Annotated in this window: 25 protein-coding genes; 15 read left to right on the plus strand and 10 right to left on the minus strand. The window is 74.1% G+C overall.

The genetic code is table 11. The features are described from left to right. The first annotated feature begins 77 nt into the window (after nt 1-77). Together hmgA and OG435_RS11465 are read left to right on the plus strand one after the other, a co-directional pair. Nucleotides 78-1,403 (plus strand): homogentisate 1,2-dioxygenase, encoded by a 1,326-nt coding sequence (gene hmgA, locus OG435_RS11460; RefSeq protein WP_266876716.1) that lies wholly within the window; start codon nt 78-80, stop codon nt 1,401-1,403. 10 nt (nt 1,404-1,413) lie between these two features. After that, nucleotides 1,414-2,214 carry a GntR family transcriptional regulator gene (locus OG435_RS11465; protein WP_266876717.1) on the plus strand — a complete coding sequence of 267 codons (801 nt, stop codon included), beginning with the start codon at nt 1,414-1,416 and terminating at the stop codon, nt 2,212-2,214. 30 nt (nt 2,215-2,244) lie between these two features. On the opposite strand, the gene OG435_RS11470 is transcribed toward OG435_RS11465, so the two are convergent. Continuing rightward, on the minus strand, nt 2,245-2,406 hold the full coding sequence (locus OG435_RS11470) for a hypothetical protein (RefSeq protein ID WP_266876718.1): 162 nt from the start codon (nt 2,404-2,406) through the stop codon (nt 2,245-2,247). A gap of 176 nt (nt 2,407-2,582) precedes the next feature. Here OG435_RS11470 and OG435_RS11475 point away from each other — a divergent pair, with 176 nt between their 5' ends. Further along, nucleotides 2,583-3,716, plus strand: coding sequence for a type ISP restriction/modification enzyme (locus OG435_RS11475; RefSeq protein WP_266881640.1), 1,134 nt, complete (start codon nt 2,583-2,585; stop codon nt 3,714-3,716). A 280-nt stretch (nt 3,717-3,996) separates the two neighbouring features. Here the strand turns inward: OG435_RS11475 and OG435_RS11480 are convergent, their stop codons facing one another. Further along, nucleotides 3,997-4,722: a TetR/AcrR family transcriptional regulator gene (locus tag OG435_RS11480; protein WP_266876719.1), complete on the minus strand. Its 726-nt coding sequence runs from the start codon at nt 4,720-4,722 to the stop codon at nt 3,997-3,999. Between the two features lie 70 nt (nt 4,723-4,792). Here OG435_RS11480 and OG435_RS11485 point away from each other — a divergent pair, with 70 nt between their 5' ends. Genes OG435_RS11485 through OG435_RS11495 form a run of 3 tightly spaced genes read left to right on the plus strand, consistent with a single transcriptional unit; the run spans nt 4,793 to nt 7,841 of the window. Beyond that, nucleotides 4,793-5,827: an ATP-binding cassette domain-containing protein gene (locus OG435_RS11485; RefSeq protein ID WP_266876720.1), complete on the plus strand. Its 1,035-nt coding sequence runs from the start codon at nt 4,793-4,795 to the stop codon at nt 5,825-5,827. Beyond that, a complete protein-coding gene (locus tag OG435_RS11490; RefSeq protein WP_266876721.1) occupies nt 5,824-6,612 on the plus strand; it encodes an ABC transporter permease in 789 nt (262 codons plus the stop codon). Before OG435_RS11485 ends, OG435_RS11490 begins: the two co-directional genes overlap by 4 nt. Before the next feature lie 32 nt (nt 6,613-6,644). Beyond that, the gene (locus tag OG435_RS11495; protein WP_266876722.1) at nt 6,645-7,841 is read left to right on the plus strand and encodes a CaiB/BaiF CoA transferase family protein; all 1,197 of its coding nucleotides are present in this window, start codon (nt 6,645-6,647) and stop codon (nt 7,839-7,841) included. A gap of 74 nt (nt 7,842-7,915) precedes the next feature. On the opposite strand, the gene OG435_RS11500 is transcribed toward OG435_RS11495, so the two are convergent. Then, nucleotides 7,916-8,185: a hypothetical protein gene (locus tag OG435_RS11500; protein WP_266876723.1), complete on the minus strand. Its 270-nt coding sequence runs from the start codon at nt 8,183-8,185 to the stop codon at nt 7,916-7,918. Between the two features lie 300 nt (nt 8,186-8,485). Between OG435_RS11500 and OG435_RS11505 the strand changes: the two genes are divergently transcribed. Continuing rightward, nucleotides 8,486-10,180 carry a serine/threonine-protein kinase gene (locus tag OG435_RS11505; RefSeq protein WP_430625610.1) on the plus strand — a complete coding sequence of 565 codons (1,695 nt, stop codon included), beginning with the start codon at nt 8,486-8,488 and terminating at the stop codon, nt 10,178-10,180. 5 nt (nt 10,181-10,185) lie between these two features. Here the strand turns inward: OG435_RS11505 and OG435_RS11510 are convergent, their stop codons facing one another. After that, nucleotides 10,186-10,992: an SGNH/GDSL hydrolase family protein gene (locus OG435_RS11510; RefSeq protein WP_323187817.1), complete on the minus strand. Its 807-nt coding sequence runs from the start codon at nt 10,990-10,992 to the stop codon at nt 10,186-10,188. Between the two features lie 212 nt (nt 10,993-11,204). Between OG435_RS11510 and OG435_RS11515 the strand changes: the two genes are divergently transcribed. Then, the gene (locus OG435_RS11515) at nt 11,205-12,305 is read left to right on the plus strand and encodes a DUF5925 domain-containing protein (RefSeq protein WP_266876725.1); all 1,101 of its coding nucleotides are present in this window, start codon (nt 11,205-11,207) and stop codon (nt 12,303-12,305) included. 96 nt (nt 12,306-12,401) lie between these two features. Further along, nucleotides 12,402-12,998, plus strand: a complete 597-nt coding sequence (locus tag OG435_RS11520; RefSeq protein WP_266876726.1) for an FABP family protein — start codon at nt 12,402-12,404, stop codon at nt 12,996-12,998. A gap of 100 nt (nt 12,999-13,098) precedes the next feature. On the opposite strand, the gene OG435_RS11525 is transcribed toward OG435_RS11520, so the two are convergent. Beyond that, nucleotides 13,099-13,491, minus strand: coding sequence for a GntR family transcriptional regulator (locus OG435_RS11525; protein ID WP_266876727.1), 393 nt, complete (start codon nt 13,489-13,491; stop codon nt 13,099-13,101). Between the two features lie 71 nt (nt 13,492-13,562). On the opposite strand from OG435_RS11525, the gene OG435_RS11530 reads away from it, so the two are divergent. The 3 genes from OG435_RS11530 to OG435_RS11540 all read left to right on the plus strand — a co-directional run bounded on the left by OG435_RS11530 (nt 13,563) and on the right by OG435_RS11540 (nt 16,299). Beyond that, nucleotides 13,563-14,495 carry a GNAT family N-acetyltransferase gene (locus OG435_RS11530; protein ID WP_266876728.1) on the plus strand — a complete coding sequence of 311 codons (933 nt, stop codon included), beginning with the start codon at nt 13,563-13,565 and terminating at the stop codon, nt 14,493-14,495. A gap of 17 nt (nt 14,496-14,512) precedes the next feature. Then, a complete protein-coding gene (locus OG435_RS11535; protein WP_266876729.1) occupies nt 14,513-14,995 on the plus strand; it encodes a DUF402 domain-containing protein in 483 nt (160 codons plus the stop codon). A gap of 251 nt (nt 14,996-15,246) precedes the next feature. Continuing rightward, the gene (locus OG435_RS11540) at nt 15,247-16,299 is read left to right on the plus strand and encodes a lytic polysaccharide monooxygenase auxiliary activity family 9 protein (RefSeq protein ID WP_266876731.1); all 1,053 of its coding nucleotides are present in this window, start codon (nt 15,247-15,249) and stop codon (nt 16,297-16,299) included. A 67-nt stretch (nt 16,300-16,366) separates the two neighbouring features. Here OG435_RS11540 and OG435_RS11545 read toward each other — a convergent pair whose 3' ends face one another. Further along, nucleotides 16,367-17,227, minus strand: a complete 861-nt coding sequence (locus OG435_RS11545; protein ID WP_266876733.1) for an esterase/lipase family protein — start codon at nt 17,225-17,227, stop codon at nt 16,367-16,369. 245 nt (nt 17,228-17,472) lie between these two features. Between OG435_RS11545 and OG435_RS11550 the strand changes: the two genes are divergently transcribed. Genes OG435_RS11550 through OG435_RS11560 form a run of 3 tightly spaced genes read left to right on the plus strand, consistent with a single transcriptional unit; the run spans nt 17,473 to nt 20,430 of the window. Then, nucleotides 17,473-18,576 (plus strand): DUF3533 domain-containing protein, encoded by a 1,104-nt coding sequence (locus OG435_RS11550; protein ID WP_266876734.1) that lies wholly within the window; start codon nt 17,473-17,475, stop codon nt 18,574-18,576. Further along, nucleotides 18,573-19,238, plus strand: a complete 666-nt coding sequence (locus tag OG435_RS11555; protein WP_266876735.1) for an acetate uptake transporter — start codon at nt 18,573-18,575, stop codon at nt 19,236-19,238. The genes OG435_RS11550 and OG435_RS11555 overlap by 4 nt, the downstream gene beginning before the upstream one ends. 7 nt (nt 19,239-19,245) lie before the next feature. Then, nucleotides 19,246-20,430: an AAA family ATPase gene (locus tag OG435_RS11560; protein ID WP_266876737.1), complete on the plus strand. Its 1,185-nt coding sequence runs from the start codon at nt 19,246-19,248 to the stop codon at nt 20,428-20,430. A 36-nt stretch (nt 20,431-20,466) separates the two neighbouring features. Here OG435_RS11560 and OG435_RS11565 read toward each other — a convergent pair whose 3' ends face one another. The 4 genes from OG435_RS11565 to OG435_RS11580 form a co-directional block, all read right to left on the minus strand. Further along, nucleotides 20,467-21,726: a vWA domain-containing protein gene (locus tag OG435_RS11565; RefSeq protein WP_266876739.1), complete on the minus strand. Its 1,260-nt coding sequence runs from the start codon at nt 21,724-21,726 to the stop codon at nt 20,467-20,469. Then, a complete protein-coding gene (locus OG435_RS11570) occupies nt 21,723-22,985 on the minus strand; it encodes an AAA family ATPase (protein WP_266876741.1) in 1,263 nt (420 codons plus the stop codon). The genes OG435_RS11565 and OG435_RS11570 overlap by 4 nt, the downstream gene beginning before the upstream one ends. Nucleotides 22,986-23,051: 66 nt before the next feature. Continuing rightward, a complete protein-coding gene (locus OG435_RS11575; RefSeq protein WP_266876743.1) occupies nt 23,052-24,488 on the minus strand; it encodes a hypothetical protein in 1,437 nt (478 codons plus the stop codon). Between the two features lie 169 nt (nt 24,489-24,657). Further along, nucleotides 24,658-25,185: a MarR family winged helix-turn-helix transcriptional regulator gene (locus OG435_RS11580; protein ID WP_266876744.1), complete on the minus strand. Its 528-nt coding sequence runs from the start codon at nt 25,183-25,185 to the stop codon at nt 24,658-24,660. Nucleotides 25,186-25,199: the final 14 nt, after the last annotated feature.

The following is a 25,199-nucleotide window of genomic DNA, read 5'->3' on the forward strand; positions in this document are numbered from 1 at the left end:
GAATCTTCCCGTTGACGCACGAGCCCAGGAATCCTACTGTCAGGCATAGGATTCCTTCGGCAGACCGGGAGCGTGCAATGAGCGGCGGCAGCGAGCAGGCCAGGAAGACGGCGGAGGGGCTGGAGTACCTCACCGGCTTCGGCAACGAGCACAGCTCGGAGGCCGTGCCCGGAGCGCTGCCGATCGGGCGGAACTCGCCCCAGCGCTCCCCCCTCGGCCTCTACGCCGAGCAGCTCAGCGGCAGCGCCTTCACCGAGCCGCGTTCCCACAACCGCCGCTCCTGGCTCTACCGGATCCGGCCCTCGGCCGCGCACCCGCGCTTCACCCTGGCCGCGGACAACGGCGCCCTGCGCTCCGCGCCCTTCACCGAGGCCCCGGCCGACCCGAACCGGCTCCGCTGGAACCCGCTGCCCGACCCGGCGCCCGGTACGGACTTCCTGGCGGGCCTGTGGACCCTCGGCGGCAACGGCGACGCCACCCAGCGCTCCGGCATGGCCATCCACCTCTACTCCGCCAACGCCTCCATGACCGACCGGGTGTTCAGCGACTCCGACGGCGAGCTGCTGATCGTCCCCGAGCGCGGTGGCCTGCTGCTGCGCACCGAGTTCGGCCTGCTGAGCGCCCGTCCGGGCGAGATGGCGCTGATCCCGCGCGGGGTCCGCTTCCGCGTGGAACTCCAGGACGAGACCGCCCGCGGGTACGTCTGCGAGAACTACGGCCGCCCCTTCGAGCTGCCGGACCTGGGCCCCATCGGCGCCAACGGGCTCGCCGCCGCCCGCGATTTCCGCGCGCCCGTGGCCGCGTACGAGGACGGCGAGCGTCCGACCGAGGTGGTGAACAAGTTCTGCGGCAACCTCTGGACCGCCACCTACGACCACTCCCCGCTCGACGTGGTCGCCTGGCACGGCACGCACGTCCCGTACGTCTACGACCTGCACAGCTTCAACGTCCTGGGCTCCATCAGCTACGACCACCCCGACCCGTCCATCTTCACGGTCCTGACCTCGCCCTCCGACACGGCGGGCCTGGCGGGCGTGGACTTCGTGGTCTTCGCGCCGCGCTGGCTGGTCGGCGAGGACACCTTCCGCCCGCCGTACTTCCACCGGAACGTGATGAGCGAGTACATGGGGCTCATCGAGGGCGCCTACGACGCCAAGGCGGAAGGCTTCGTCCCCGGCGGCGGCTCCCTCCACAACATGATGTCCGCGCACGGCCCCGACCGGGAGACCTTCGACCGGGCGAGCGCCGCCGAGCTGAAGCCGCAGAAGATCGACGACGGCCTGGCCTTCATGTTCGAGACCCGCTGGCCGATCACCGCCACCGCCCAGGCGGCCGGCGCGGACCACCTCCAGAGCGGATACGACGACGTCTGGCAGGGGCTCCAGCGCCACTTCCGCGCCTAACATCACGAGCATGCCGCGCGGCGCCACCGCCGTGCCCACCCCGTCCTTCGGAGATCCACCCGTGACCGCCTTCGCCCCCGACTCGCTGGTACTGAACCGGAAACTGCCGCTCTGGTACCAGGTCTCCCAGTCGCTGCGCGCCTCGATACTCGGGCGCACCGCGGACGCCTCGCTGCGCCTGCCCACCGAGGAGCAGCTCGCCGAGCACTACGGGGTGAGCGTGCTGACCATGCGGCAGGCGCTCAAGGAACTGGAGACCGAGGGCCTCATCAGCCGCCACCGGCGGCGCGGGACCTTCATCGAGCCGGGGGCGCTGCGCGGGGCCCCCGTCCAGCTCCTCGGCTCGGTCGACGCGATCGTGGCGCAGCAGTCGGGCGACCTCACGACGATCCTGGGGCACGAGCGGACGGCGGTGCCCGGGGAGCTGCTGGAGCACTTCCCGGACACCGCCGAGGTGGTCACGTACCGCAGGCTCCGCCGCGACAGCGAGAGCGGCGAGCCGACCAACTGGGCGGAGAACGCGGTGCGTCCGGAACTCGCCGACTCCATCGACCTTGCGGATCTGGTGCGTTGGCCGATGACCAAGGTGCTGCGGGACATCGCGAAGGTGGACATCAGCCGGATCACCGACACCGTGGAGGCGCGGCTCGCCGATCCGCTCACGGCCGAGCTGCTCCAAGTGCCCCTGCTGAGCCCGATCCTGCACTACACGGGCGTCACCTACGACGGCTCCGGCCGGGTGGTCGACGTGGCGCGGATCCGCTACCGCGGGGACCGGTTCTCCTTCACCGTGACCGTCGACGCACACTGAGCCCGACTACTCGACGCACACTGGGCCCGACTACTTCTGGTCGTCCTCCGTTCCGCGCTCGCCCTCGGCCTGGGACGGCGTGGTCCGCTGCGTCTGCGCGTGGCGGAGCTTCTTCTGCTTCGCGTCCAGGTCCTCGTCGAGCCGCTCCCCCTCGGCCTGCGACGGGGTCGAGTACTCGTCGTACTGGCTCATGTCCGCCTCCCGGTTCGGGTCACCCGCTTCGGCCCGGTCCGTCCGGATCCGGGCAGATCCCTACATAGGGAGCCTAACGCTCCGGCCTGGACGCGGCCCGGTCACCGGGTGGCGTCGCTACCATCGGCCGGGTGAGCGCTGACGCATCCCCGCGGGACCCGCTGCTGGACGATCTGATGCCCTGGGCCGTGAGCTCCCTGCGCCTGGGCCGGGCCTGGATCGCGGCCCCCGATCCGGCGACCCTGCGTGCCCGGTGGGCCGCCCTGGCGGCCGCCGAGGGCGCCGAACGGGAGCGACTGTTCCGCCCGACCCGGGCGCGGACCCCGGGGGCCGGGGCGGCGGCCCTGCCGGGTCAGCGGGCCGGTTCCACGGCCCGCTTCGCGGACACTCCCGGGCCGCGCCCGGACCCCGTACGGATCCTGCGCGAGCCCTTCGACGAGCAGTGGCTGCTGCCCGACCAGCGGCTCATCGACCTGGCCCGCCCGGAGCTGTGGCGGGTGCTGGACGAGCAGCAGCTGTTCGTCGTGGAGCCCGCGCAGCCGGCGGAGCTGCAGGTCACCGCGCACCTCCCGGCCGGCCGGCTCGGCCGGATCCGCCCGCTGCACCGCCGCCCGGGCGGCGCCGAGCCCAATCTCGCCCCCGGGCTGCAACAGCTGCTCGGCGAGCGGTACGGCACCTGGGTCACCCCCGAGGACGTGCTCTGCTGGATCCTCGCCGCCGGCCGCCCCGGCCCCCGGGGGTACGAGGTCCCCCTCACCGCCGACGCCGCGCGCTGGCGCGCCGGGCTGGAGCTGGGCCACCGGGTGCTCTCCGTCCGGCTGCGCGGGGCCCGCGGCGGCGAGGCGCCCCGGCTGCCCGGCGGGCGCCGGCCGTACGTCCGCTCGGCGCTGCCGGCGTGGCCGCGCGAGCTCTCGTACGACCCGGAGAGCGAGACCCTCATGGTCGGGAGCGGCAGCGTGTCGCCCGTTCCGGCCGGGGCGTGGGAGTACGAGGTCCAGGGCGTCCGCGTCCTGGAGTCCTGGTTCACCGCCCGGCTCGCCCACCGGGACCCGGAGGCGGAGGGCCTGGACGCGATGGGCCCCGCCGAGTGGCCGCAGGGCTGGACCTCGGAGCTGCTGGCCCTGGTGACGACCCTGGCGCTGCTGTCCGAACTGGAGCCGGAGCGGGCGGCGTTCGAGGTGGGGCCCGCGCTGGCCGCCGCCGAGCTGCGGGCGGGCGGGGTGCTGCCGCCGCCGGACTGGGCCCGGCGGCCGGCCTCGGTCCTGGACCACCAGGAGGAGGGGCCGGGCGGGCAGTTCGCGCTGCTCTGAGGCGCGGGGGCCTCGGGGTGAGGGGCCCTGCGGGGCTATCCCCTACCCGCCCTTCCACCGTTCCCCGGGCTCCGCCCGGACCCGCGCCTCAAACGCCGGCGGGGCTGCGTGGGCCCCGGGCTCTGCCCGGGGCCGGTCCTCAAACGCCGGTGAAAACAGGGCCCCGGGCTGCGCCCGGACCCCCTGGGGCTCCGCCCCAGACCCCGGCCCTCAAACGCCGGACGGCCGAAAAGACCAACCGTCGGCGGCGCCGGATGGCCCCGCCAGGTGCGACCCGAGGTCAGGCCCCCCAGGCCCCCAGCAGGCGCGATACCGAGCGGTCGAACACCGCGGCCGGGTCGGCCAGTTCGCCCGGGACGCCCGGTGCGGTCGCGAGGACGCCCGCCAGGAGGGGGTACTCCCCCGTCATCAGCCGGGAGCCGAGCCAGGCCGCCCGTACGGCCTGTTCCTCGGCCTCGCTCCAGGGGAGTTGGCGGGCCCGCTCGGCCAGGGCCAGCTCGCCCGCCACGAAGGTGGCGACCGTGCCGTTGACCGCGGCGATCAGCTCCAGCTTCTCCGCGCCGGAGGCGTTCAGCGGGGCCAGGCACTCCAGGCTGTACTCCAGGTACCGCAGGGCGTTCGGGCCGAAGCCGTGGGCCGGGCTCAGCAGCCGGGGCAGCCAGGGGTGCCGGTGCATGACGGCCCGGGTCTGGCGGGCCAGCGCGAGCTGGTCGGCGCGCCAGTCGCCGGCCGGCGGCGCGAGGTCGTACTCCCCGCTGACCGTGTCGACCATCAGCTCGTACAGGTCCTCCTTGCGCGGCACGTAGTTGTAGAGGGACATGGTGCCGGCGCCGATCCCGGCCGCCACGCGCCGCATCGAGACGGCGTCGATCCCCTCCTCGTCGGCGATCCGCACCGCCTCGGCGGCGATCGAGTCGCGGCTGTGGGCGGGCCTGGGGCCGCGGCCGGCCCGCGGCGGGCGGGCCCAGATCACTTCGGGTTCAGCGGAGCGGCCGCTGGGTGTCATCGCTCATCACCTCGTCCATCCCCACCATCGTAGTTACGTACGGCGTACGTAGTCAGGTAGGGTGCGCCGCATGACGACTACGTACGCTGTACTTAGTGAAGGTCTGGAGAAGAGGTACGGCTCGGTCCACGCACTGCGGGGCCTCGACCTCGCCGTCCCGCCGGGCACGGTGTGCGGCCTCCTCGGCCCCAACGGCGCGGGCAAGACCACCGCCGTCCGGATCCTCACCACGCTCACCACCCCCACGGCCGGCCGCGCCCTCGTCGCGGGCCACGACGTGACCCGGGACCCGGCCTCCGTCCGGCGCTCCATCGGGGCCACCGGCCAATTCGCCTCGGTCGACGGGGATTTGACCGGAGCCGAGAACCTCCGGCTGTTCGCCCGCCTCGCCGGACTGCGCGGCCGGGCCGTCCGGGACCGCGCCGACGAGCTGCTGGAGGGCTTCGGCCTCACCGAGGCCGCCGACCGGGTGGCGGGCACCTGGTCCGGCGGGAGGCGCCGGCGCCTCGACCTGGCCGCCGGACTGGTCACCCGGCCCCGCGTGCTGTTCCTCGACGAGCCCACGACCGGCCTCGACCCGGCGGCCCGCGAGCAGATCTGGAGGGCCGTACGCGACCTCGCGCACGAGGGGACCACCGTGCTCCTCACCACCCAGTACCTGGAGGAGGCCGACCGGATCGCCGACGACATCGTGGTCGTGGACCACGGCCGGGCGGTCGCCACCGGCACCCCTGCCGAGCTCAAGGCCCTGATCGGCGCCTACGCCGAGGTCTGCGTCGACGGGGCAAAGGCCCTCGCGCACGCGGCCGCCGTACTCGACCGGCTGACGGGGGGCCTGCCCGCCCTGGACCACGAGCGCCTCACCGCCGGCGCCACCGTCCTCGACGCCGGACTCACGCTGCCGCAGATCGTCCGGGCGCTCGACGCGGCCGGCATCGCCGTCACCGACGCGAGCCTGCGCCCGCCCACCCTCGACGAGGTGTTCCTGCGCCTCACCGGAGCCCGCCCCGCCACCGCACCCACCGACGCCAACGCACCCACACACGACAACGCCCCCGCACCCGCCCCCGCACCCGCCCCCGCACCCGAGGAGAACGCCGCATGAGCACCCTGCTGTCCGACGGCGGCGCCGTCCTCACCCGCCAGCTGCAGAAGGCCCGGCACAACCCCGGCCTGCTGATCCTCACGCAGACCATGCCGGTCACCATGCTGCTGTTCTTCGGCTACGTCTTCGGCAGCGCGCTCGCCATGCCCGGTTCCGAGTACCGGCAGTTCCTGGTCCCGGGGCTGCTCGCCGCCACCGCCGCGAACGGTCTGATGGCCGGCATGTTCACGGCCGCGCAGGACGCGCACCGCGGGGTCACCGACCGCTTCCGGACCCTGCCGATGAGCCGGAGCGCGGTTCCGCTCGGGCAGACGGCCGCGGACGTGCTGACGACCGGCCTCTCGATGGTCCCCCTGATCCTGGTCGGGCTGGCCATGGGCTGGCGTGCCGAGAATGGGCTCCCGGGGGCGCTCGGGGCCTTCGGCATCCTCCTGCTGTTCCGCTTCGCCACCGCGTGGGCGGGGACGTACCTCGGCCTGCTGAGCAGGAGCGAGGAGGCGGCGGGGCAGCTCGGGGGCGCCACCTTCGTCCTGCCGTTGCTCTCCAGCGCGTACCTGCCGACGGCCGGGCTGCCGGGGTGGCTGCGTACGGCCGCCGAGTGGAACCCGATCAGCGCGGTCGCGGCGGCGGTGCGCCGGCTCTGCGGGAACGCGGGCGGCGAGGCCGCCGCGGACGCCGCCTGGCCGGTCGCGCACCCGGTCGCCGGGGCGCTGCTGTGGTCCCTGGTCCTGCTGGCCCTGTTCGTACCGGCGGCCACGCGCCGGTTCGCGCGCGGCCAGGAGTGACAGGCCGCGCGACACCGGGTAAGCAGGGGCCCATGGTTACCGATCCCCTTCCCCTCGACGGCATCACCGTCGTCTCCGTCGAGCAGGCCGTCTCCGCGCCCTTCGCGACCCGTCAGCTCGCCGACCTCGGGGCCCGGGTGATCAAGGTCGAGCGGCCCGACGGCGGGGACTTCGCGCGCGGCTACGACACCGCCGCGCAGGGTCTCGCCTCGCATTTCGTGTGGGCCAACCGGGGGAAGGAGTCGATCGCGCTCGACCTCAAGGACCCGCGGGGCCGCGAGGTCCTGCACGGTCTGCTCGACGGGGCCGACGTGTTCGTGCAGAACCTGGCGCAGGGTGCCGCCGCCCGGCTCGGGCTCGACTCGGCCGCGCTGTGCGCCCGCTACCCCCGGCTGGTCGCCGTGGACGTCTCCGGCTACGGGCCCGAAGGCCCGTACGCCCACAAGCGCGCCTACGACATGCTCGTCCAGTGCGAGGCGGGCCTGGTCTCGGTGACCGGCACCCCGGAGCAGCCGGTCAAGGCGGGGATCCCGGCGGCGGACATCGCGGCCGCCATGTACGCCTTCTCGGGCGTGCTCGCCGCCCTGCTGCGGCGCGGGACCACCGGGCGCGGGGGCAGGGTGGAGGTGTCGATGCTCGACGCGCTCGCCGAGTGGATGGGACATCCGCTGCACCACACCATGCACGGCGGGGAGCAGCCGGTGCGGACGGGCCTGGCGCACGCCGTGATCGCCCCCTACGACGCCTACCCGACGGCGGACGGGGACCGGGTGCTGCTGTCGGTGCAGAACGACCGGGAGTGGCGGCGGCTTGCCGAACAGGTGCTGGAGCGGCCCGACTTGGCCGAGGACCCGGGGTTCGCGACGAACTCCGCGCGCACCGCGAACCGGGAGAAGACCGACGCGGTGGTCGCCGAAGCGCTGGGCCGGCTCGACGCGGACACGGCGATCGAGCGGCTGGAGGCGGCGGGCATCGCCTGCGCGCGGCTGAACTCGGTGGCGCAGCTCGCCGCGCACCCGCAGCTGGAGGCCCGGGACCGCTGGCGGGAGGTGGGCTCGCCGGCGGGCCCGCTGCGGGCCCTGCTGCCGCCGATCGGACTGCCCGGCGGCGCGGCACCGCACATGGGTGCGGTGCCCGCGCTCGGCGAGCACACCGAAGCCCTGCTGCGCGCCCTGGGGATGACGGGCGAACAGATCACGGCATTGCGCCGGGACGGCGTGGTTCGCTGACTGGGCAGGGTTGACCGGGCCGGGAACGGAGCGGCGGCGCCGCGGGGGCGGACGCGCCCCTGCAGAGCTGCCGCCTACGAACGGCGGCTGCCGAAGAGGGTCCGCCGCAGCCTGCGCAGCGGCGCGAAGAGCGAGACGCGCGCGCTCCGGCTCCGCAGCCGGTGCGTGTGGTCGCGCGAGGTGAGCTCACGCATGAGCAGCGTCGCCTCGGCGGCCTCGCGGTGCGGGACGGCGGGGCCGCCCAGCACGGCGAGGTGACGGTCGAGGCGCGAACTGGTCGCACCGCTCCCGCATGTGATGGCAGGCACGCGAGGCGGCCTGCTGCGCATTGCTATCTGTTCCATGTCTCTCCCCACCCGTACGAGGGCACCCGGCCCACCGGGCAGGGTAACCCTATCGTCCCCACGTCGCGCACGGGTATCCCGGTCGTGTGAATTGCCCGTGCGGCGAGCGGGAGTTGACGATTACTCAGCGGAGTCGTCCGTCACTCTCCGCACAGCGTGGCAGGGCTGGCCGGCGGGATCGGGGAGACATGGAACCGCATCGGCGCCGACCGCGTGACTCCTGTCGCGACCGGAGCCACGGCGCGCGCTCTGCGCTAACTTGGAGTGATCGTCCGGTAACGCTCTTGGGGGCGCGCGTGAATGAGGCTTTCGGTGACTGAGTCGGCGGCGGACGGGGACGGCGCCGGCGGGAGGGTCATCGCCGGACGGTACCGCCTGCTGGGTCCGCTCGGCCGCGGCGGGATGGGCATGGTGTGGCGGGCCCTGGACGAGGTCCTGGGGCGCGAGGTCGCCATCAAGGAGGTGCGCGCACCCGCCGGGATGGACGAGGCCGAGGTGACCCGGATGTACCGGCGCCTGGAGCGGGAGGCCTGGGCCGCGGCCCGCGTCTCGCACCGGGGCGTGGTCACCGTCTACGACGTGGCCACCGAGGACGGCCGGCCCTGGATCGTGATGGAGATCGTACGGGGCCTCTCGCTCGCGGAGGTCCTGGAGGCCGACGGGCCGCTCACCCCGCAGCGGACCGCCCACATCGGCGAGCAGGTGCTGGCCGCGCTGGGCTCCGCGCACGAGGCGGGGGTGCTGCACCGGGACGTCAAACCGGGCAACGTGCTGATCGCCAATGACGGCCGGGTGGTGCTCGGGGACTTCGGGATCGCGAGCCTGGAGGGCTCCACCGCCATCACCATGACGGGCGAGGTGGTCGGCTCGCCCGAATTCCTGCCGCCCGAGCGGGTGTTGGGGCGCGAGCCCGGGCCCGGGTCGGACCTGTGGGCGCTCGGGGTGACGCTGTACCTGGCCGTGGAGGGGACCCCGCCCTTCCACAGGGAGTCCCCGGTGGCCACGCTGCGGGCGGTGGTGGACGAGGACTTCCCGCCACCGCGGCGGGCCGGACCGCTGACGCCCGTACTGGAGGGGCTGCTGGTCAAGGACCCCGAGGAGCGGCTGTCCGCGGCGGAGGCGGCCCGGATGCTGCGCGTCGTGGGCGCGGGCGGGACCGTACGGGCCTCCGGCGGGCCGGTGTCGGGTCCCGCGGCGGCTCCGGTGCGGGGCTCCGAGGACCCGACCTCGGTGGCGCATCACGGGTACGGCCACCCCACCCCGCCACTGCCGGTGTCCGGCCCCGGGACCGGGGCAACGCGCACCGTTCCCCCGGAGCCCGAACGGAACGCGGCCGGGATGGTGCTGGCCGGCGGGATCGTGGTGCTGCTCGCGGTGGTGGTCCTGCTGGGCTGGCTGCTGCTGAAGGACCGCGACACGGGCGGGGACGGCGGTGACGGGGCGACGCCCGCCCCGACCCTCACGCAGAGCGCTTCGCCTTCGCCGACCCCTTCGCCGAGCGCGTCCCCCTCGCCTTCGCCGTCCGCCTCCGCCTCACCGTCGGCCACGCCGCCGGGCGTCACCCTGTCCGCGGTGCGGGCCGTCCGTGACACCTACAGCGGCGCGTGCCCCGCGCCCGGCGCCGAGGCGCCCGCCTTCACCGCCACCGTGGCGGTGGACCGTACCCCGGCGGTGGTGGAGTACCGGTGGGCCACGCGCAGCGGGCAGACCTCGGGCCCCGGCTGGCAGACCCTGGCCTATCCGGCGGGCGGGCCCGGGAGCGTGAAGCTGGACCACACGGAGCTGACGCACTATCCGGACGCGACCTTCGAGGACGCGGTGCGCCTCGAAGTCCGGAGCCCGTCGGCGGTGGCTTCGGACTGGCTGGAGTTCTCGGTGACGTGCGAGGAGGAGGAGACCCCGACGGGCGGGGCCTCCTCCCCCAGTGCTTCCGGTGGCACACCCGGACCGACCGCTTCCCCGTCACCGAACCCGGGGCCTACGGCAAGTCCGTGACGGGGTCAGGCCGCGCCGGTGAAGACGGGCAGGTAGCCGCCGGACTGTCCGGCGGCGGTCGGGTGGTAGGACTCGCCGATGTTCAGCCAGTTGAGGCTGTGCAGCCACTCGCTGCCGGAGCAGATCTCGTGCCCGGTGAAGGCGCCGGCGACCGAGGCGAAGGCGAAGCCGTGGTTGGCGGCGCGCTTGGCGATGGCGGCGTTGAGGTAGTCGGAGGCGCCGTTGATGGCCGCGCGCTCGCCCTCCGACAGCCCGGCCACGCAGGTGCCGTTCAGCTTGTAGAAGCGGGGATAGCCGAGGACGACCACGCGGGCGCCCGGGGACCGGCTGTGGATGGCGTTGTAGACCGTGTCGAGCTGGCCGGGGAGGGTGGAGTCCACGTACGCCTTGGCCTGGTTGACCCGGCTGACGCAGGTGGCTTCGGACTGGAGCACGCAGGTGGTCATGACGTCGGAGAATCCGGCGTCGTTGCCGCCGATGGTGATGCTGACGAGGTCGGTGCCGGCGTTCAGCGGTGCGAGCTGGCCGCTCATCACGTCACCCGTACGAGCACCCGAGCAGGCGGCGAAGGAGAAGGTCTGGGGGGCGTGTGCGGCGGCCCAGAGGGCCGGGTAGGCGCGGGTGGTGCGCTTGCAGTTCCCGCTGGCGCTGTCGTAGTTGCCGGCGCCGACGCCGGAGGAGTAGGAGTCGCCGAGGGCGACGTAGCCGAAGTCGGCGGCGGCGGTCGCCTGGCCGGCTCCGAACAGGGCCGCGCCCGCGGCGAGTAACAGGGCAGAGGCCAGTGCGGCGAAACGAGGCATTCTCGTGCTCATGTGTGCGGCTCCTCGTGGGGGGTTACTCCGGAGTTACTCCTGAGTCCGTGGTACAAGGAGCCGAGGCCCGCTGGAAGTGTTCATGCCAAGAATGTTCGGGGCAGACATGCGGCGCGAATCTTCACCCGCACGGCGTTTGAAGAGGGAATCCCGCCACCCGTTCCGGCGAAACACGGGTGCAGGAGGGCAGTTCGTGCCGGATCATGGGCGCCATGCCAGCCAACCCTCAGGACGCACTGCCGATCCGGCTCAACGTCGACGACAGCGACTCCCCGTCGGACGTCGTCGACGCGCTGTTCCTCGGCCGCTTCGCGTCAGGCGAGCAGCCCTACTCGCACAGCGTGTCGATCGACCGGGTCAAGCCGGGCGTGACCCTGTTGCCCTCCGGGGCAACGGTGTTGCGCTCCGCCCGGGACAGCGACCGCAGCGCGACGCTCGCCGAGGGCCAGGGCTGGACCATGCTCGTCTCCCGCTGGAGCCGGGGGGCGGACGTCACGGTGACGGCGATCAGCGACGAACTCGCCGCCCTGACGCTCGAGGAGGCGACCGAGGGCGCGCAGGACGAGCCCGAACCGCAGCCCGAGAACGTCGCGATGGGGTTCTGGTACGTCTCCCCGCGCCGCGGTCCGTACCGCACGACCCGTCAGATCGCGGCCGGCACCTGGGAAGAGGTGCGGCCCAATTACACGGCTCCGGTGGCCGGGGCGATGGACCGGCTGATGAAGGTCACCCCGGACGACATCGCCGGCCGGCTGCTCCTGCTGCACGGCCCTCCGGGCACCGGGAAGACCTCCGCCCTGCGCACGCTCGCCCGGTCCTGGCGGGACTGGTGCCAGGTGGACTGCGTACTGGACCCGGAGCGGCTGTTCAACGACATCGGCTACCTGATGGACATCGCGATCGGCGAGGACGAGGGCACCGCGAAGAGCCGCTGGCGGCTGCTGCTCCTGGAGGACTGCGACGAGCTGATCCGCGGCGAGGCCCGGCACACCGCCGGGCAGGCGCTGTCACGGCTGCTGAACCTCACGGACGGCCTGCTCGGGCAGGGCCGCAACGTCCTGGTGGGCGTCACGACCAACGAGGACCTGGAGCGGCTCCACCCGGCGGTGGTCCGGCCGGGGCGCTGCCTCGCCCGCATCGAGATCGGCCGGCTGACGCACCGTGAGGCGGTGGACTGGCTGGGCACCGACGAGGGCATCTCCCGCGAGGGAGCGACGCTGGCGGAGCTCTACGCCCTGCGCCGCGGCGCGTCGGGCCCCGCCGCCCTGCTGCCGCCGCAGGGCCAGGACACGGAGGCGGGGATGTACCTGTAGGTGCGGCGCACGAGCGGCGAGGACAATGGGGGTGCGGCCGAAGGCCCCCACCGGCCGTGCGCACCTGCGGGGGACCCACGAACAGGAGAACGCACCGTGCTCGAACCGGCGCAGGAGAACCCCTTCCCCGACAGCCACGTCCTCGGCGAGGGACCCGAGCCGCACCCGCAGCTCCAGCCGGTGCTCGGCCTCATCGGACGCTGGCACGGCCGGGGCAGCGGCGAGTACCCGACCCTGGAGCACGGGTTCCGGTACGAGCAGGAGATCACCTTCAGCCACGACGGCCGGCCCTTCCTCGCCTACGAGTCCCGCGCGTGGCTGATCGACGACTCCGGCAAGGCCGTGCGCCCCGCGGGCCGGGAGACCGGGTGGTGGCGGATCCTCCCGGACGCCTCGGTCGAGGTCACGCTCGCCCACCCGACGGGCATCGTCGAGACGTACGTCGGCCAGGTCTCCCGTGCGGACGGCGCCGACGGTACGGACAGTGCTGACGGCTCGCACGGTGCCGACGGCACGCGGATCGAGATGGCCACCGACACCGTCGGGCTGACCCCGCGGGCCAAGGAGGTCACCGGCATGCGGCGCCGGTACGCGCTCCAGGACGGCGGGCTGACGATCGTGCAGGAGATGGCCGCGGTGGGGCAGCCCATGCAGCACCACCTCCAGGCCGTGCTGTACCCGCGCGCCAACTGACCGGCGGGGCAGCGCCCGTACGCCGGTCCGCGTCTCGGCCGGACCGGCCCGTGTGTCGGCCCAGGTGCCGGCCAGGTGCCGGCCCCCGTACCGCTCCGCCTCAGTCCGCGTACCGCGCGCGCAGCGCGTCCAGCGCCGCCGCGGTGGCCTCGTCGAAGGTCAGGCCCAGCCGCCGCGCCCGCTCCGCGTAGGCCTGCGCGGCGGTGGCCGCCTCGCGGGCGGGCCCGTCGCCGACCGCCGCCACGAAGCTGCCCGCCCGGCCGCGCGTCTCGATCACACCGTCCGACTCCAGCGCCCGGTAGGCCTTCGCGACGGTGTTCGCCGCCAGCCCCAGCTCTTCCGCGAGCCCGCGGACCGTCGGCAGTTTGAACCCGGCGGGCAGCCGGCCCGCCCGCGCCCCGGCGGCGATCTGAGCGCGCAGCTGCTCGTACGGGGCGGCGGCGCCCGCCGCGCCGTCGATGCGGATCTTCAGGTGCGGAGAAGTCGAGGTCACGCGGCCGATTGTCCCCCATCCGCCGGGAAATTCGCAGGCGCGGGGCCCCCGGTGGCCCCTACCGTCGCCACGTGATCACAACCATCCGGGATCTGCGCCCGAACGACCCGGCCGACGCCGAGCACGTCGTACGGGTGCGCCGCGCCGCCCTCCCCTTCATGATCGGTACCGCCCGCGGGGTCGCCTTCGAGGTGGCCTCCGCCCACCCCGACAAGCGCTACCGCCTCCTCGTCGCCGAGAACGCCGACGGCCTCGTCGTCGGCACCGCCCAGGTCGGCATCGTCCACGACAGCACCGAGCCCGGCCAGGGCTTCGTCAACGCCTACGTCGACCCGGCCCACCGCGGTCTCGGCGCCGGGGCCGCTCTGCTGGGCGCGGCCGAGGAGCATCTGGGAGCCGAGGGCGCGAAGGAGGCGTACGCCTGGGTCCTCGACGAGCCGGCGCACCGCGCGTTCGCCGAGCGGCACGGCTACCGCGCCTCCCGTTCCGCGCACTTCCTGCGCCTCGACCTCGCCACGGCCGCCCTGCCGTCGCTTCCCGGGAACCTCCCGGACGGGGTCGAGCTGCGCGCCGGCTCGGCCTTCGCCGCCGATCCGCGCCCGCTCTTCGAGGCCGACGCGGCGGGGACCCTGGACGAACCGGGCGATGTCGCGGTGGAGTTCGACGACTACGAGGACTGGCTGCGGAACACCTGGGAGCACCCGTACCTCGACCGGGAGCTCACCACCGTGGTCCTGGTGGACGGCGAGGTGGCGGGCTTCACCGCCGCCCACACCGACGGGGCCGGACGGTACTCCTCGGCGATGACCGCCACCCTGCGCCCGTTCCGCGGCCGGGGACTGGCCCGGCTGGCCAAGACCGACTCGCTGCTGCGGGCCCGCGCGGCCGGCTGCACCGAGGCGTTCACCGGGAACGACACCGGCAACACCCCCATGCTCGCCGTCAACGCCCGGTTCGGGTACGAGGTCTGCGCCACGGAGACCCGCTTCACCAAGCAGCTGTGACAACGGGAGACATCACGATGACCGACCGACTGACCGTCACCCTCACCAAGGCGGGCCGTACGAAGATCCGTTACCCGGCCGAGCTGGTGGCCGACACCGGCACCCGCATCACCGTACGGGCCCCCTGGGCGGCCCCGGGGGTACGGGACTTCGGCTTCGTCCGCTTCGAGCCGGGCGACGTGTTCACCGAGCACTTCTGGCGCGACCGCTGGTACGCGGTCAAGGAGGTGCGGACCGGTGAGGGCGTCCTCAAGGGCTGGTACTGCGACGTCACCCGGCCGGCCTCGGTGGAGGACGGGGTGATCCTGGTCGAGGACCTGGACCTGGACCTGTGGGTGTCCGCCGACGGGAGCTCCGTACTGCGTCTGGACGAGGACGAGTTCGCCGCGAGCGGGCTCGCCGACACCGATCCCGAGGCGGCCGCCCAGGCGGTACGGGCCCTCGACGCCCTGGAGGCCCAGGCCCGCTCGACGGCCGGCCTGTCCGCCCTGCCGGCCTGATCCGGCGGCACCGCGACCGTGTCACGCGGGCTTTCTGTAGGCCCGCTTAGTGGCTCCTTAAGTGCGCCCTAAGGATCGGCTCCGGGGCCTCGAACCCCGTGGAACCCGGCTTCCCGGCAGTTAGTTTGGCTGGGCCAGGGAGGGCCGGAGGCGGCGCCGCGGACCCGTGAGGGAGCGGCGCCGCACAGCCCCGGTCCTCCGGCGCACCCACGACTCGCGCAGCCCTGTGCCGTGCCCAGAGGAGATCCACCATGCCCGCACGCCGTACCGCCGCCCGCATCGCCACCGGACTGGCCCCGCTCGCGGTGGCCGCGTACGCCGTCGTCCCCGCGGCCGCCCACGGTTCGATGACGGACCCGGTCAGCCGGGTGGCGGCGTGCTACGCGGAGGGCCCGGAGTCCCCGAAGTCGGCGGCCTGCAAGGCGGCGGTCGCGGCGAGCGGGGTGCAGGCGTTCTACGACTGGAACGCGGTGAACATCGCCAACGCGGCCGGCCAGAGCAAGGCGCTGATCCCGGACGGACAGCTCTGCTCGGCGGGCAACGACAAGTACCGGGGCCTGGACCTGGCGCGCGCGGACTGGCCGGCGAGCCCGATGGCCGCGGGAGCGCACACCTTCCGCTACAAGGGGACCGCCCCGCACAAGGGCTCCTTCGAGCTGTACGTGACGAAGGACGGCTACGACCCGTCGAAGCCGCTGAAGTGGTCCGACCTGGAGTCGGCGCCCTTCGCGAAGGTCACCGACCCGGGGATGCGAGACGGCGACTACGTCTTCTCCGGCACCGTCCCGAACAAGACCGGACGGCACCTGATCTACAGCGTCTGGCAGCGCTCCGACAGCCCGGAGGCCTTCTACACCTGCTCCGACGTGGTCTTCGGGAAGGACAACGGCGGGGGTGGCACCGGAGGTTCGGGCGGCACGGGCGGCACCGGGGGCAAGCCCACCGCCGAGCCGAGCTCGAAGCCGACTTCGAAGCCGAGCACGATGCCGACGTCCGTGCCCTCGGGGCGGCCGTCCACGCTTCCCTCGGAGATCCCCTCGGCCCCCACCGACGAGCAGATCTCGCAGGGCGCCGGGAAGTCCACGGTGGAGCACGGCGGCCACGGGGACAACGACCCGAAGACGAACGGCGGCACCGTCCCGTCCCCGACCCCCTCGCAGAGCGGGACCGGACTCGCGGAGACGGGCGGCAGCAGCGCCACACCGGTGATCGCCATCGGCGGGGCCGGCGTCCTGGCCGCGGGTGCGGCCGTGCTGTTCGGGCTGGCCCGCCGCCGTGCGACCCCGGGCCGCCACGGCCGCTGACCGGGACGGACGAACGGGCGGCCCGCACCGCGGGCCGCCCGCCGCCGTCAGAAGCAGACCGCCGCCGTCAGGAGAAGACCGACGCGCAGGTGGTGCGCTCGGCGTGCGCCGGGTCGAGGGCGTTGGCCGCCTCGTGCCAGGCGATCCGGTCGGTGAGCCCGATGGCCACGTGCTCCGAGAGGTCCACCGCGCACAGGTCCTGGAGCAGCACGTTGCGGACGTTCGGCCCGGTGAGGAACTGGCTCCGGTACGGGGTGACCACCTCGTCGTACCGGGTGGCGATCACCGTGTACGCGACTCCGGGGACGGTGTCCCCGCCCGCGTTCAGCTTGTTCTGGAAGGCCGATCCGGCGATCTGGTCGGCGAGGCCCGGGGTGGCCTCGCTGATCAGGTCCCCGGCCCCGGGGAAGTACGGGAGGAGCTTGGTGAGGCCGAGCAGGGTCGTCCCGTGGTTGTCGGGGGCGAGTCCGACCAGGGCGTTCACCTTGGCGGCGCCGCCGAGGAACTTCAGGTAGTAGCGCGGCATCATGCCGCCCTGGGAGTGGCCGACGACATCGGTCTCGGCGGCCCCCGTGGCGGCGAGGACCTTGTCCACGAAGACGTCGAGCTGGCCGGCGGACCGCTCGATGGGGCCGAGCCCGTTGAAGAACGGGACGCCGGGCAGTTGCCCGTAGTCGAGGGAGTAGACGCAGTAGCCCCGGTGGACGAGGTACGGCGCGAAGCCGAGCCAGTTGTCGACGGAGTTCCCGAAGGTTCCGTGGACCAGGACGACGGGGCGGGGGTGGGCGGCGGACGGTTTGCAGGACCAGTTGTTCCAGCCGCTGCTCGGCGCCGGGGCGGCCTGGGCCGCTCCGGTGGGGGCGACGAGCGCGGCGGCGGCCAGGGTGAGGACGGCCAGGGGGCGGAGCAGGCGTCTCCAGGGCAGCATCGTGTGATCTCCTTGCGGCTCAAGGGGAGTAACGAGGGATGGCGCGGGAAGTACGTGGGGGTGCATCCCGTGATCCGGATCACAAGGGGGTGCTGCAGCCGCTAAATTACGGGCGAGTAGCAAAACTGGGAAGTTACGCGGCGGTAAAAAATCCACGCTCCCGCCTGGTGGTCCGCTCCGACGGCCGTCATCCGTTCGGCTCTCCCCTGCTGCGCCGGACGCCCCGTAGGCCGAGCGTGTGAGACATGACTCAGCCCACCCACACAGACCCAGGGCAGTCCGGCGGCTTCCTCGCCGAGATCAAGGACGCCGTCACCACCCGGGCCGCTCTCCTGGTCCTGGGCGTACTGGCGCTCCAGCTCGCCTTCATCACCTCGTACGTCGGGGCCTTCCATCACCCCAAGCCCAGCGAGATCCCGATCGCCGTGAGCGCCCCCGCCGCACCGATCGCCGAACAGACGGCGAAACAGCTCTCCGCGCTGCCGGGCAAGCCTCTGGACCCCCGTGCCGTACAGGACGAGGCGACGGCGCTGCGGCAGATCAAGAACCGGGACGTGGACGGCGCGCTGATCATCGACCCGGCCGGCAAGACCGACAGGCTGCTGGTGGCGAGCGGCGCCGGGGCCTCCCTGTCGCAGGCCGTCGAAGAGGTCGTCGGCCTCGTCGAGAAGGCCCAGGGCCGCACCGTGACCGTGGAGGACGTGGTCCCGGTCGCCGCCGGCGACGGGCGCGGCCTGAGCTCGTTCTACCTGGTCGTCGGCTGGTGCGTGGGCGGCTACCTGTGTGCGGCGATCCTCGCGATCAGCGCGGGCGCCCGGCCCGCGAACGTCCACCGCGCCGTCATCCGGCTCGGCGCGCTGTTCGTGTACGCCGTGGCGGCCGGACTCCTCGGCGCGGTCATCGCGGACCCGGTCCTGGGCGCGCTGCCCGGCAGCATCTGGGGCCTGTGGGGGCTCGGCTCCCTCATCGTCTTCGCCGTCGGCGCGATCACCCTGGCCTTCCAGGGCCTCGCGGGCGTGGTCGGCATCGGCCTGGCGATCCTGCTCGTGGTGGTGCTCGGCAACCCGAGCGCCGGCGGCGCCTATCCGTACCCGCTGCTGCCGCCGTTCTGGAAGGCCATCGGCCCGTGGCTGCCACCGGGCGCGGGCACGTACGCCGCGCGCTCGATCGCGTACTTCAAGGGCAATGACATCACCGGCCCGCTGCTGGTCCTGAGCGGCTGGGCGGTGCTCGGCTCCGCGATCACGCTGGCCTGCGCGGCGGGCCGCAAGGGCAAGGCGGGCGCGGCCGTGGGCAGCGGACTCCCCGAAGGGCCGGACGCCCTGCCGGAACGGGAAGTCGTGCGATGAACAATCCCGTCCACGTCCGCAACCGCATGGGCCCGGCCGAACAGGCCGTCTCCGTCAAGCGGATGGAGCCCAGCGCGCAGGCGCAGCTGGGCCCCCTGGGCCTCACCGGGTTCATCGTCGTCACCACGCTCGCCACCGGCATCGACGCGGGCATCTTCCCCGAGCACCTCAGCCACTCCGTGCTGCCGCTGGTCGGCTTCTTCATCGGCGGGCTCGCCCAGCTGCTGGCCGGGCTGTTCCAGGCGCAGCGCGGTGACACCTGGCACGCCACGGTCTTCGGCGGCTTCGGGCTGTTCTGGATGTCGAAGGCGCTCCTGATCCAGTGGGTGCTGCCCGCCACGGATCCGGCGCTGCGCGGTGACGTGAGCGCGCTGTTCACGCTGCCGTGGGTGTTCGTGGTGTTCGTGCTGTGGATCGGCAGCTGGCGGATCCACCTGGTGCTGCTGTCCACCTTCACCTGCGTGCTGGTGGTCTTCGTGGCCATGACGGTCAGCGGGTTCACCGGCTCGGTGATCTGGAGCCGGATCACCGGCTGGAGCGGTCTGCTGGCCGCGCTCGGAGCCACGTACCTGCTCGCCGGGCAGATCATGGCGAGCACCTGGGGCCGCCAGGTGCTGCCCATGGGCCGCTTCCTCGCCCCCGAGGAGCACCCGGAGGCATGACGACGCCGTGATCACGACGCTCGCGGTGGAGAACTACCGCTCCCTGCGCAAACTGATCGTCCCCCTCGGCCGGCTCACCGTGGTGACGGGCGCCAACGGCACGGGCAAGTCCAGCCTGTACCGGTCGCTGCGGCTGCTGGCCGACTCCGCGCGGGGCGGGGCCGTCGCGGCGCTGGCCCGGGAGGGCGGACTGCCCTCCACCCTGTGGGCCGGCCCGGAGAAGATCGGGCGGGCGGTGCGCGAGGGGCGGTACGCCGTCCAGCCGACGGTCCGCTCCGAACCGGTGAGCCTGCGGCTCGGCTTCGCCGGGGAGGAGTTCGGCTACGCGGTGGACTTCGGCCACGCGCAGCCCGCCCCGAACTCGCTCTTCGGGCTGGACCCGGAGATCAAACGGGAGTGCACCTGGGCCGGGCCGGTGCTGCGCCCCGCCGCCCTGCTCTCGGACCGCGCCGGGCCCGCCGTGCGCACCCGTACCGCGGACGGCGGCTGGCACCGCACGCAGGGCGTGTTGCGCCCGTACGACTCCATGCTCAGCGAGCTCGCGGACCCGCAACTGGCCCCCGACCTGCTGGCCCTGCGCGAACTGATCCGCTCCTGGCGGTTCTACGACCACGTCCGCACGGACTCCGACGCACCGGCCCGCACCCCGCGCGTGGGAACCCGTACGCCGGTGCTCGCCGCGGACGGCTCCGACCTGCCGGCCGCGCTCCAGACGATCCGGGAGACCGGCGACCACGCGGCGCTGGACACCGCCGTCGAGGCCGCCTTCCCGGGCAGCCGGGTGGCGGTCGCGGAACGGGACGGCCGCTTCGAACTGGAGCTGCACCAACACGGGCTGCTGCGCCCGCTGGGCGCGGCGGAACTCTCCGACGGGACGCTGCGCTACCTCTTGTGGACGGCCGCCCTGCTGACCCCGCGCCCGCCGGCCCTGATGGTGCTCAACGAGCCGGAGACCAGCCTCCACCCCGACCTGCTGGCCCCGCTCGCGGACCTGATCCTGACGGTGGCCCGCACCACCCAGACGGTGGTGGTCACCCACGCCACCCCGCTGGCCGAGGCCCTGGCGTCGGGCGTCCACCGCCAACGCGTGGACCTGCGGACCATCACCCTCCTCAAGGACTTCGGCCAGACCGAGGTCGCGGACCGCGAGGGCCCCCTGGACGAACCCCTCTGGTACTGGCCGAAGCGGTAACCCCGCCGTCCGGGTCCCAGCCGATCCGTCCGGGTCTCAGCCGATCTCCACCACGCGGGCCCATGCGGGCGGCAGGTCCGGCACGTAGTCCGGGTCGTCCTCGTCCCACGAGCCGTCCGACCTGCCCCGGCGGAACAGCCCCACCACCGTCCGGCACGGCGGCCGCACGTCCGGCCAGGGCGTCTGCCCGTCGGTCAGGACCACGATCACGTCCGGTCGGGGCTTCGACCGCAGCGCCGTGGCGAAACCCGTCCGCAGATCCGTACCCCCGCCCCCCAGCAGGGGGATGCCCTCGGCGCGGCACAGCGGATGGGCGATGCGGGCGGACGCGTCGCACGGCACCACCGTGACCAGGTCCCGGCGCCCGCCCACCGCACGGGAGATCGCCGTGACTTCCAGGAGCGCGCTGCCCAGTTCGGCGTCGCTGACGGAGCCGGAGGTGTCGATGACCACGCTGACGCGGGGCGGCCCGCGCCGCAGGCTCGGCAGCACGGCGCCCGGCACCCCGGCCGACCGCCGCGAGGGCCGGCTGTACGTGTAGTCGTCGCCGGCGCCGGATCCCGAGGTCGCCGACCGGACGGCCGCCCCCAGCAGCTCGCGCCACGGTTGCGGCGGGTGGAACACCTCCTCCGCCCAGCGCTTCCAGCCTCGCGGCGTACCTCCCGGCCGGCCGGTGATGCCCTGCGCCACCCGGAACCGGACGGCGTCCCGCTCCTGTTCGCTGAGGCCGTCCGCGCCGTCCGCGCCGAGGTCCCACTCCCGTTCCAGCCCGTCGGCGCCGCTCCCGCAGTCCAGCCATGCCATGTGCTGCGTGTGCGGCCCGAGCCCGAACTGCGTCAGGTACTCCTCCATGAGCTCCCCCTCCGGCAGTCGCACGTCCGCCGGCTGGACGGCGCCCCCGGGCCGGACCAGCCCGTCGCCGTACGCGTCGTCGTTGATCTCGAAGTCGGCCGCGATGTTCATCCGCAACCGCTCCCCCGGTCCGGTCAGCCCCTCCTCCCGCGCGACCCGGTCCGCGCGCCCGTGGTGGTCGCGCAGCAGGTGGGACACCTCGTGCACCCACACCGCGGCGAGTTCCTCCACGGGGGTGCGGTCCACGAAGCCCGGCGAGACGTAGCACCGCCAGTACCGGTCCACGGCCATCGTCGGGGTCCGGCGCGATTCCACGACGTGCAGGGCGAACAGTGCCGTGGCCAGGTACGGCCGCACGCGTACGGCGTGCAGCCGGGCGGCATAGAGCTTGTCCAGGTCCAGGGTCACTGGCGGTGCGAGGGCCCTCGGCGGTGCGGGCGTCATCGCCCGACCTTGACGGGTCCGCCCGGCCGGGCGGCCGACCGGACAGCCGCCCGGTCGGCTCGCCGGGACAGGGCCACGGTCCCGGCGAGCCGGTCGATCGCCTCCGGAACCTCCCAGTCCTCGCGGCGCAGAGCGGCGAGCGTGCTCGCGGGGACGACCACCAGGTCCGGTGCGCCGGTTTCCAGTGCCCGGGCCAGGAGCGCCCACGCCGCGTCCCAGCGGGACTTCTCCGGCCGCCCCCGCACCGCCTCGACCACACCGTCGAGCACGGCTTGGCGCAGGTCCCCGCGCTCGGGCAAGGCGGCGCCCGCCGGGTCGGCGAGCAGGGACTCCGGGTCCGGGAGGTCCATCCGGTCCAGGCTCGCCAGCAGTTCGAGTCCGGGACCGTCCCCGACGGTTCCCCTGACCAGCAGGGACAGCACTTCCCGGGAGGAGCCGGCCGCGGTCGCGAAGGCGATCAGACAGAGCGTCATCTCCCAGCTCCGCGGGGAGGGCCAGGGGCCGCCCCGGCGGGTTTCGCCCGACGGCAGTCGGTGGACAAGCTTGGGCCGGGCCGCGAGCAGCCCGCACACCGCGCGGCGGGCGAAGTCCACCGATTCCGGGAGCCGTTCGGGGTCGAGCCGGGGCAGGGTGGCGCGGGGCCAGGTCCCGCCGAGGCCGCGGACCACCACCTCCTGGTCGTGCGTCCACTGGAGGTGGACGAAGCGGTTGGCCAGCGGCGGGCTCAGCTCCCAGCCGTCCGCCGCGGAGGACCGCGGATTGGCGGCGGCCACGATCCGGACCTCGGGCGGCAGCCGCAGGGCGCCGATCCTGCGCTCCAGTACGAGGCGGAGCAGGGCCGCCTGCACGGCCGGCGGGGCGGTGGACAGCTCGTCGAGGAACAGCAGCCCCCGGCCGGCCCGTACCAGGCGCACCGCCCAGTCCGGCGGGGCCATCGGCACCCCCTGCTCCTCGGGATCGTCCCCGACGATGGGCAGGCCGGAGAAGTCGGACGGCTCGTGCACGCTGGCGATGACGGTGGTCAGCGGCAGGTCCAGGGATGCGGCGAGCTGGGTCAGGGCCGCGGTCTTGCCGATCCCCGGCTCACCCCACAGGAGGACGGGCAGGTCGGCGGCCACGGCCAGGGTGAGGGCCTCCAGCTGGACGTCGGGGCGCGGTTCGGTCGTCGTATCGCGCAGGAGGGCCAGCAGCCCTGCGGCGACGTCGAGTTGGGCGGTGCCGGACGGGGCGGACGGGGCGGACGGGGCATAGGAACGCATGGGGAATCACCTTTGGGTGTGCGGCGGGAACGGGAAGGGTGGAAGGGGGTGGTGCGGGAGGCCGGGTCAGCTTCGGTGCGCTTGCCGCGGACGCGAGCGCTCGGTGCGGCGCGGACGGGGAGAGCGGTAGCCGCCGTGGGTGGGACCGGCCGGCGCGGCCAGGCCCGCCCGGAACAGTCCGTAGGTGACCCGCCGGAGCGCGGCCGCCTCCAGTTCGTCCCGCAACGGGCCGTCGCGCAGCAGCGCTCCGGGACCGAGCAGTCCTTCCACGACGGCCAGGGCGCCGGCGGTGTCGCCGTGGTCGAGGCGTTCCCGGACGCCGGAGAGGGACTCCGGACGGCGGTGCGCCTCGTCGATGGCCCGCAGGCAGGGCAGGGGCGTACCGGTCAGTGCGACCAGCAGCTCCTCGCGGCGGATCTCGGCCGGGTCGTGATCCAGCGGGGCGAGTACCCCGTCGACGAGGCCGATCCGGTGCCGGGCACCCCGGCAGTCCACCAGGCGCGGCCCCCTCGCCGGGTCCGCGGCTCCGCCGGGCCGCGGCGGCGACCAGTCCGGTACGAGGGCCCGGCCGACCAACGGGTGCAGCCGGCCGGCGTCGATCGCCCCGGTACGGAGCAGTTCCAGGTCGGGCAGCACCCAGGTCGCCGCGTCGGGCAGCACCGGCGGGGCGGGCGCGCCCGCTTCGGTGGGCGCGGCCGCGGAGATCCGCCCGGCCCCGGCCCCGCTCACGCCCTCGTCGCCGTCTCCGCGCAGGTGCACGTACAGCCGGTGCCGGGCCCCGAGCCGCACGCTGACCGTTCCGCCGGGGCGCCCCTCGGCGCGGAGCACGATCTCCGCCTCGGCCGCCCACCGGTCGACGGCGCAGCGGGGCACCGCGGGCAGCGGCCCCGGCAGGCCGGGATCCGGCTCGGGATCCGCTTCGCCGGGCTGCCGGTCGGCCCCGGACCTGGAGCGTAGCTCGTCGCTCCGGCGGGCGTCCCAGAGGTGGCGGTGCAGGTCGAGGCGGAACCGCGGATGGGGGTGCGGATGGGGATGCGGACCGGCCCCCGGAGGGCGCCGGGCGGCGTCCTCGGAGCGGGCTCCGTCCCAGAGGGCGAGGCTGATCCGCTGTCCGTACTCCGCCCAGGCGGGCGGAGTACGGACCACGAGGTGGACCGGGCGTGCAGCGCCGGGCCCCGCGTCCCCGTACCGGGCCAGCCCGATGGTCAGCCCGGGGCGCAGCAGTCCGTCCGGGGCGATCCTCGGCAGGTGCCAGCGCAGCAGGTCCGGGGCCAGGTGGCGCAGATCGGCCCGGATCCGGGCCGCGAGGTCGCGGCCGTGGGTGCGCGCCAGGAGGCGCAGGTCGAAGTCCACGTCGACGCCGGCCGCGGCGCACGCCCCCGCCCAGTCACCGGCGGAGCGGCGGGCGGTCGCGGTCTCGATCATGGACGGCGGCACGGCGAACTCGCGCACGCGCAGCCAGAAGGACGGGTGGGAAGCCCCGTTCGCGAACTGAGTGAGCATCAGCACTCACCTTGCGCGGACGGGACCCCCGATCTGTGTGTACGGAAAGTCGTCATCGCGGCGAGACTAACTCCCCTTCCCCGCGGCCCGCCAGGCATTTCCCGCCAGCCCGCTCGGCCCGCCCGGCCCGCCCGGCCCGGTGGGGCGAGCGGCGCACCGGCGTCGCCGGTCAGGGCGTCCGGTCGTCAAGGGTGGTGCGGGGCGAGCTCGGCGCCACCACGTCCTGATCGGCCAGGTGGTTGTCCATGGCGGTGGTCAGGTCGGCCATGAACACTTCGAACTGTTCCAGGAGTTGGGGCGGGTAGTGCGACATCGCGGCATCGAGGCGGTGGGCGAGCGGGCCGAAGAACTCGTCCGCCCGCTCCTGGATGTGCCCGCCGCTGCGCAGCGTGACGATGCGCCGGTCGGACTGCTCGCGGGCGCGGGTGATGTGCCCCGCCGCTTCGAGACGGTTCAGGAGCGCGGTGGTGGCGCCCGTGGAGAGGGAGATCCGCTCGCTCAGCCGCGCGGGTGACAGGGGGGTGCCGCGCTCCTCGGCGGCGGCGATCTGCAGGACCGCGGTGGCGTCGGTGGAGTGCAGTCCCAGCCAGGCGGCGAAGCGCCGGCTGAGCTCGGCGTAGTGCCCGCCGTAGGTCCTCAGCGATTCCATCAGCCGCTCACGCTGCTCCGCGACACCGTCGCGCACGGCTTCCTCCATGTCGACCCTCCACC

The organism is Streptomyces sp. NBC_01264, from assembly GCF_026340675.1.
In the GTDB taxonomy this organism is placed as follows: domain Bacteria; phylum Actinomycetota; class Actinomycetes; order Streptomycetales; family Streptomycetaceae; genus Streptomyces.

Coding starts and splice junctions, on each gene's coding strand:
- OG435_RS11535 (WP_266876729.1), top strand. CDS start 14,513: ATGACCGACCGACTGACCGTCACCCTCACCAAGGCGGGCCGTACGAAG.
- OG435_RS11565 (WP_266876739.1), bottom strand. CDS start 21,726: ATGACGCCCGCACCGCCGAGGGCCCTCGCACCGCCAGTGACCCTGGAC.
- OG435_RS11485 (WP_266876720.1), top strand. CDS start 4,793: ATGACGACTACGTACGCTGTACTTAGTGAAGGTCTGGAGAAGAGGTAC.
- OG435_RS11495 (WP_266876722.1), top strand. CDS start 6,645: ATGGTTACCGATCCCCTTCCCCTCGACGGCATCACCGTCGTCTCCGTC.
- OG435_RS11580 (WP_266876744.1), bottom strand. CDS start 25,185: ATGGAGGAAGCCGTGCGCGACGGTGTCGCGGAGCAGCGTGAGCGGCTG.
- OG435_RS11505 (WP_430625610.1), top strand. CDS start 8,486: ATGAGGCTTTCGGTGACTGAGTCGGCGGCGGACGGGGACGGCGCCGGC.
- OG435_RS11470 (WP_266876718.1), bottom strand. CDS start 2,406: ATGAGCCAGTACGACGAGTACTCGACCCCGTCGCAGGCCGAGGGGGAG.
- OG435_RS11510 (WP_323187817.1), bottom strand. CDS start 10,992: ATGAGCACGAGAATGCCTCGTTTCGCCGCACTGGCCTCTGCCCTGTTA.
- OG435_RS11540 (WP_266876731.1), top strand. CDS start 15,247: ATGCCCGCACGCCGTACCGCCGCCCGCATCGCCACCGGACTGGCCCCG.
- OG435_RS11515 (WP_266876725.1), top strand. CDS start 11,205: ATGCCAGCCAACCCTCAGGACGCACTGCCGATCCGGCTCAACGTCGAC.
- OG435_RS11490 (WP_266876721.1), top strand. CDS start 5,824: ATGAGCACCCTGCTGTCCGACGGCGGCGCCGTCCTCACCCGCCAGCTG.
- OG435_RS11575 (WP_266876743.1), bottom strand. CDS start 24,488: ATGCTCACTCAGTTCGCGAACGGGGCTTCCCACCCGTCCTTCTGGCTG.
- OG435_RS11570 (WP_266876741.1), bottom strand. CDS start 22,985: ATGCGTTCCTATGCCCCGTCCGCCCCGTCCGCCCCGTCCGGCACCGCC.
- OG435_RS11500 (WP_266876723.1), bottom strand. CDS start 8,185: ATGGAACAGATAGCAATGCGCAGCAGGCCGCCTCGCGTGCCTGCCATC.
- OG435_RS11545 (WP_266876733.1), bottom strand. CDS start 17,227: ATGCTGCCCTGGAGACGCCTGCTCCGCCCCCTGGCCGTCCTCACCCTG.
- OG435_RS11555 (WP_266876735.1), top strand. CDS start 18,573: ATGAACAATCCCGTCCACGTCCGCAACCGCATGGGCCCGGCCGAACAG.
- OG435_RS11550 (WP_266876734.1), top strand. CDS start 17,473: ATGACTCAGCCCACCCACACAGACCCAGGGCAGTCCGGCGGCTTCCTC.
- OG435_RS11465 (WP_266876717.1), top strand. CDS start 1,414: ATGCCGCGCGGCGCCACCGCCGTGCCCACCCCGTCCTTCGGAGATCCA.
- OG435_RS11475 (WP_266881640.1), top strand. CDS start 2,583: ATGCCCTGGGCCGTGAGCTCCCTGCGCCTGGGCCGGGCCTGGATCGCG.
- OG435_RS11480 (WP_266876719.1), bottom strand. CDS start 4,722: ATGACACCCAGCGGCCGCTCCGCTGAACCCGAAGTGATCTGGGCCCGC.
- hmgA (WP_266876716.1), top strand. CDS start 78: ATGAGCGGCGGCAGCGAGCAGGCCAGGAAGACGGCGGAGGGGCTGGAG.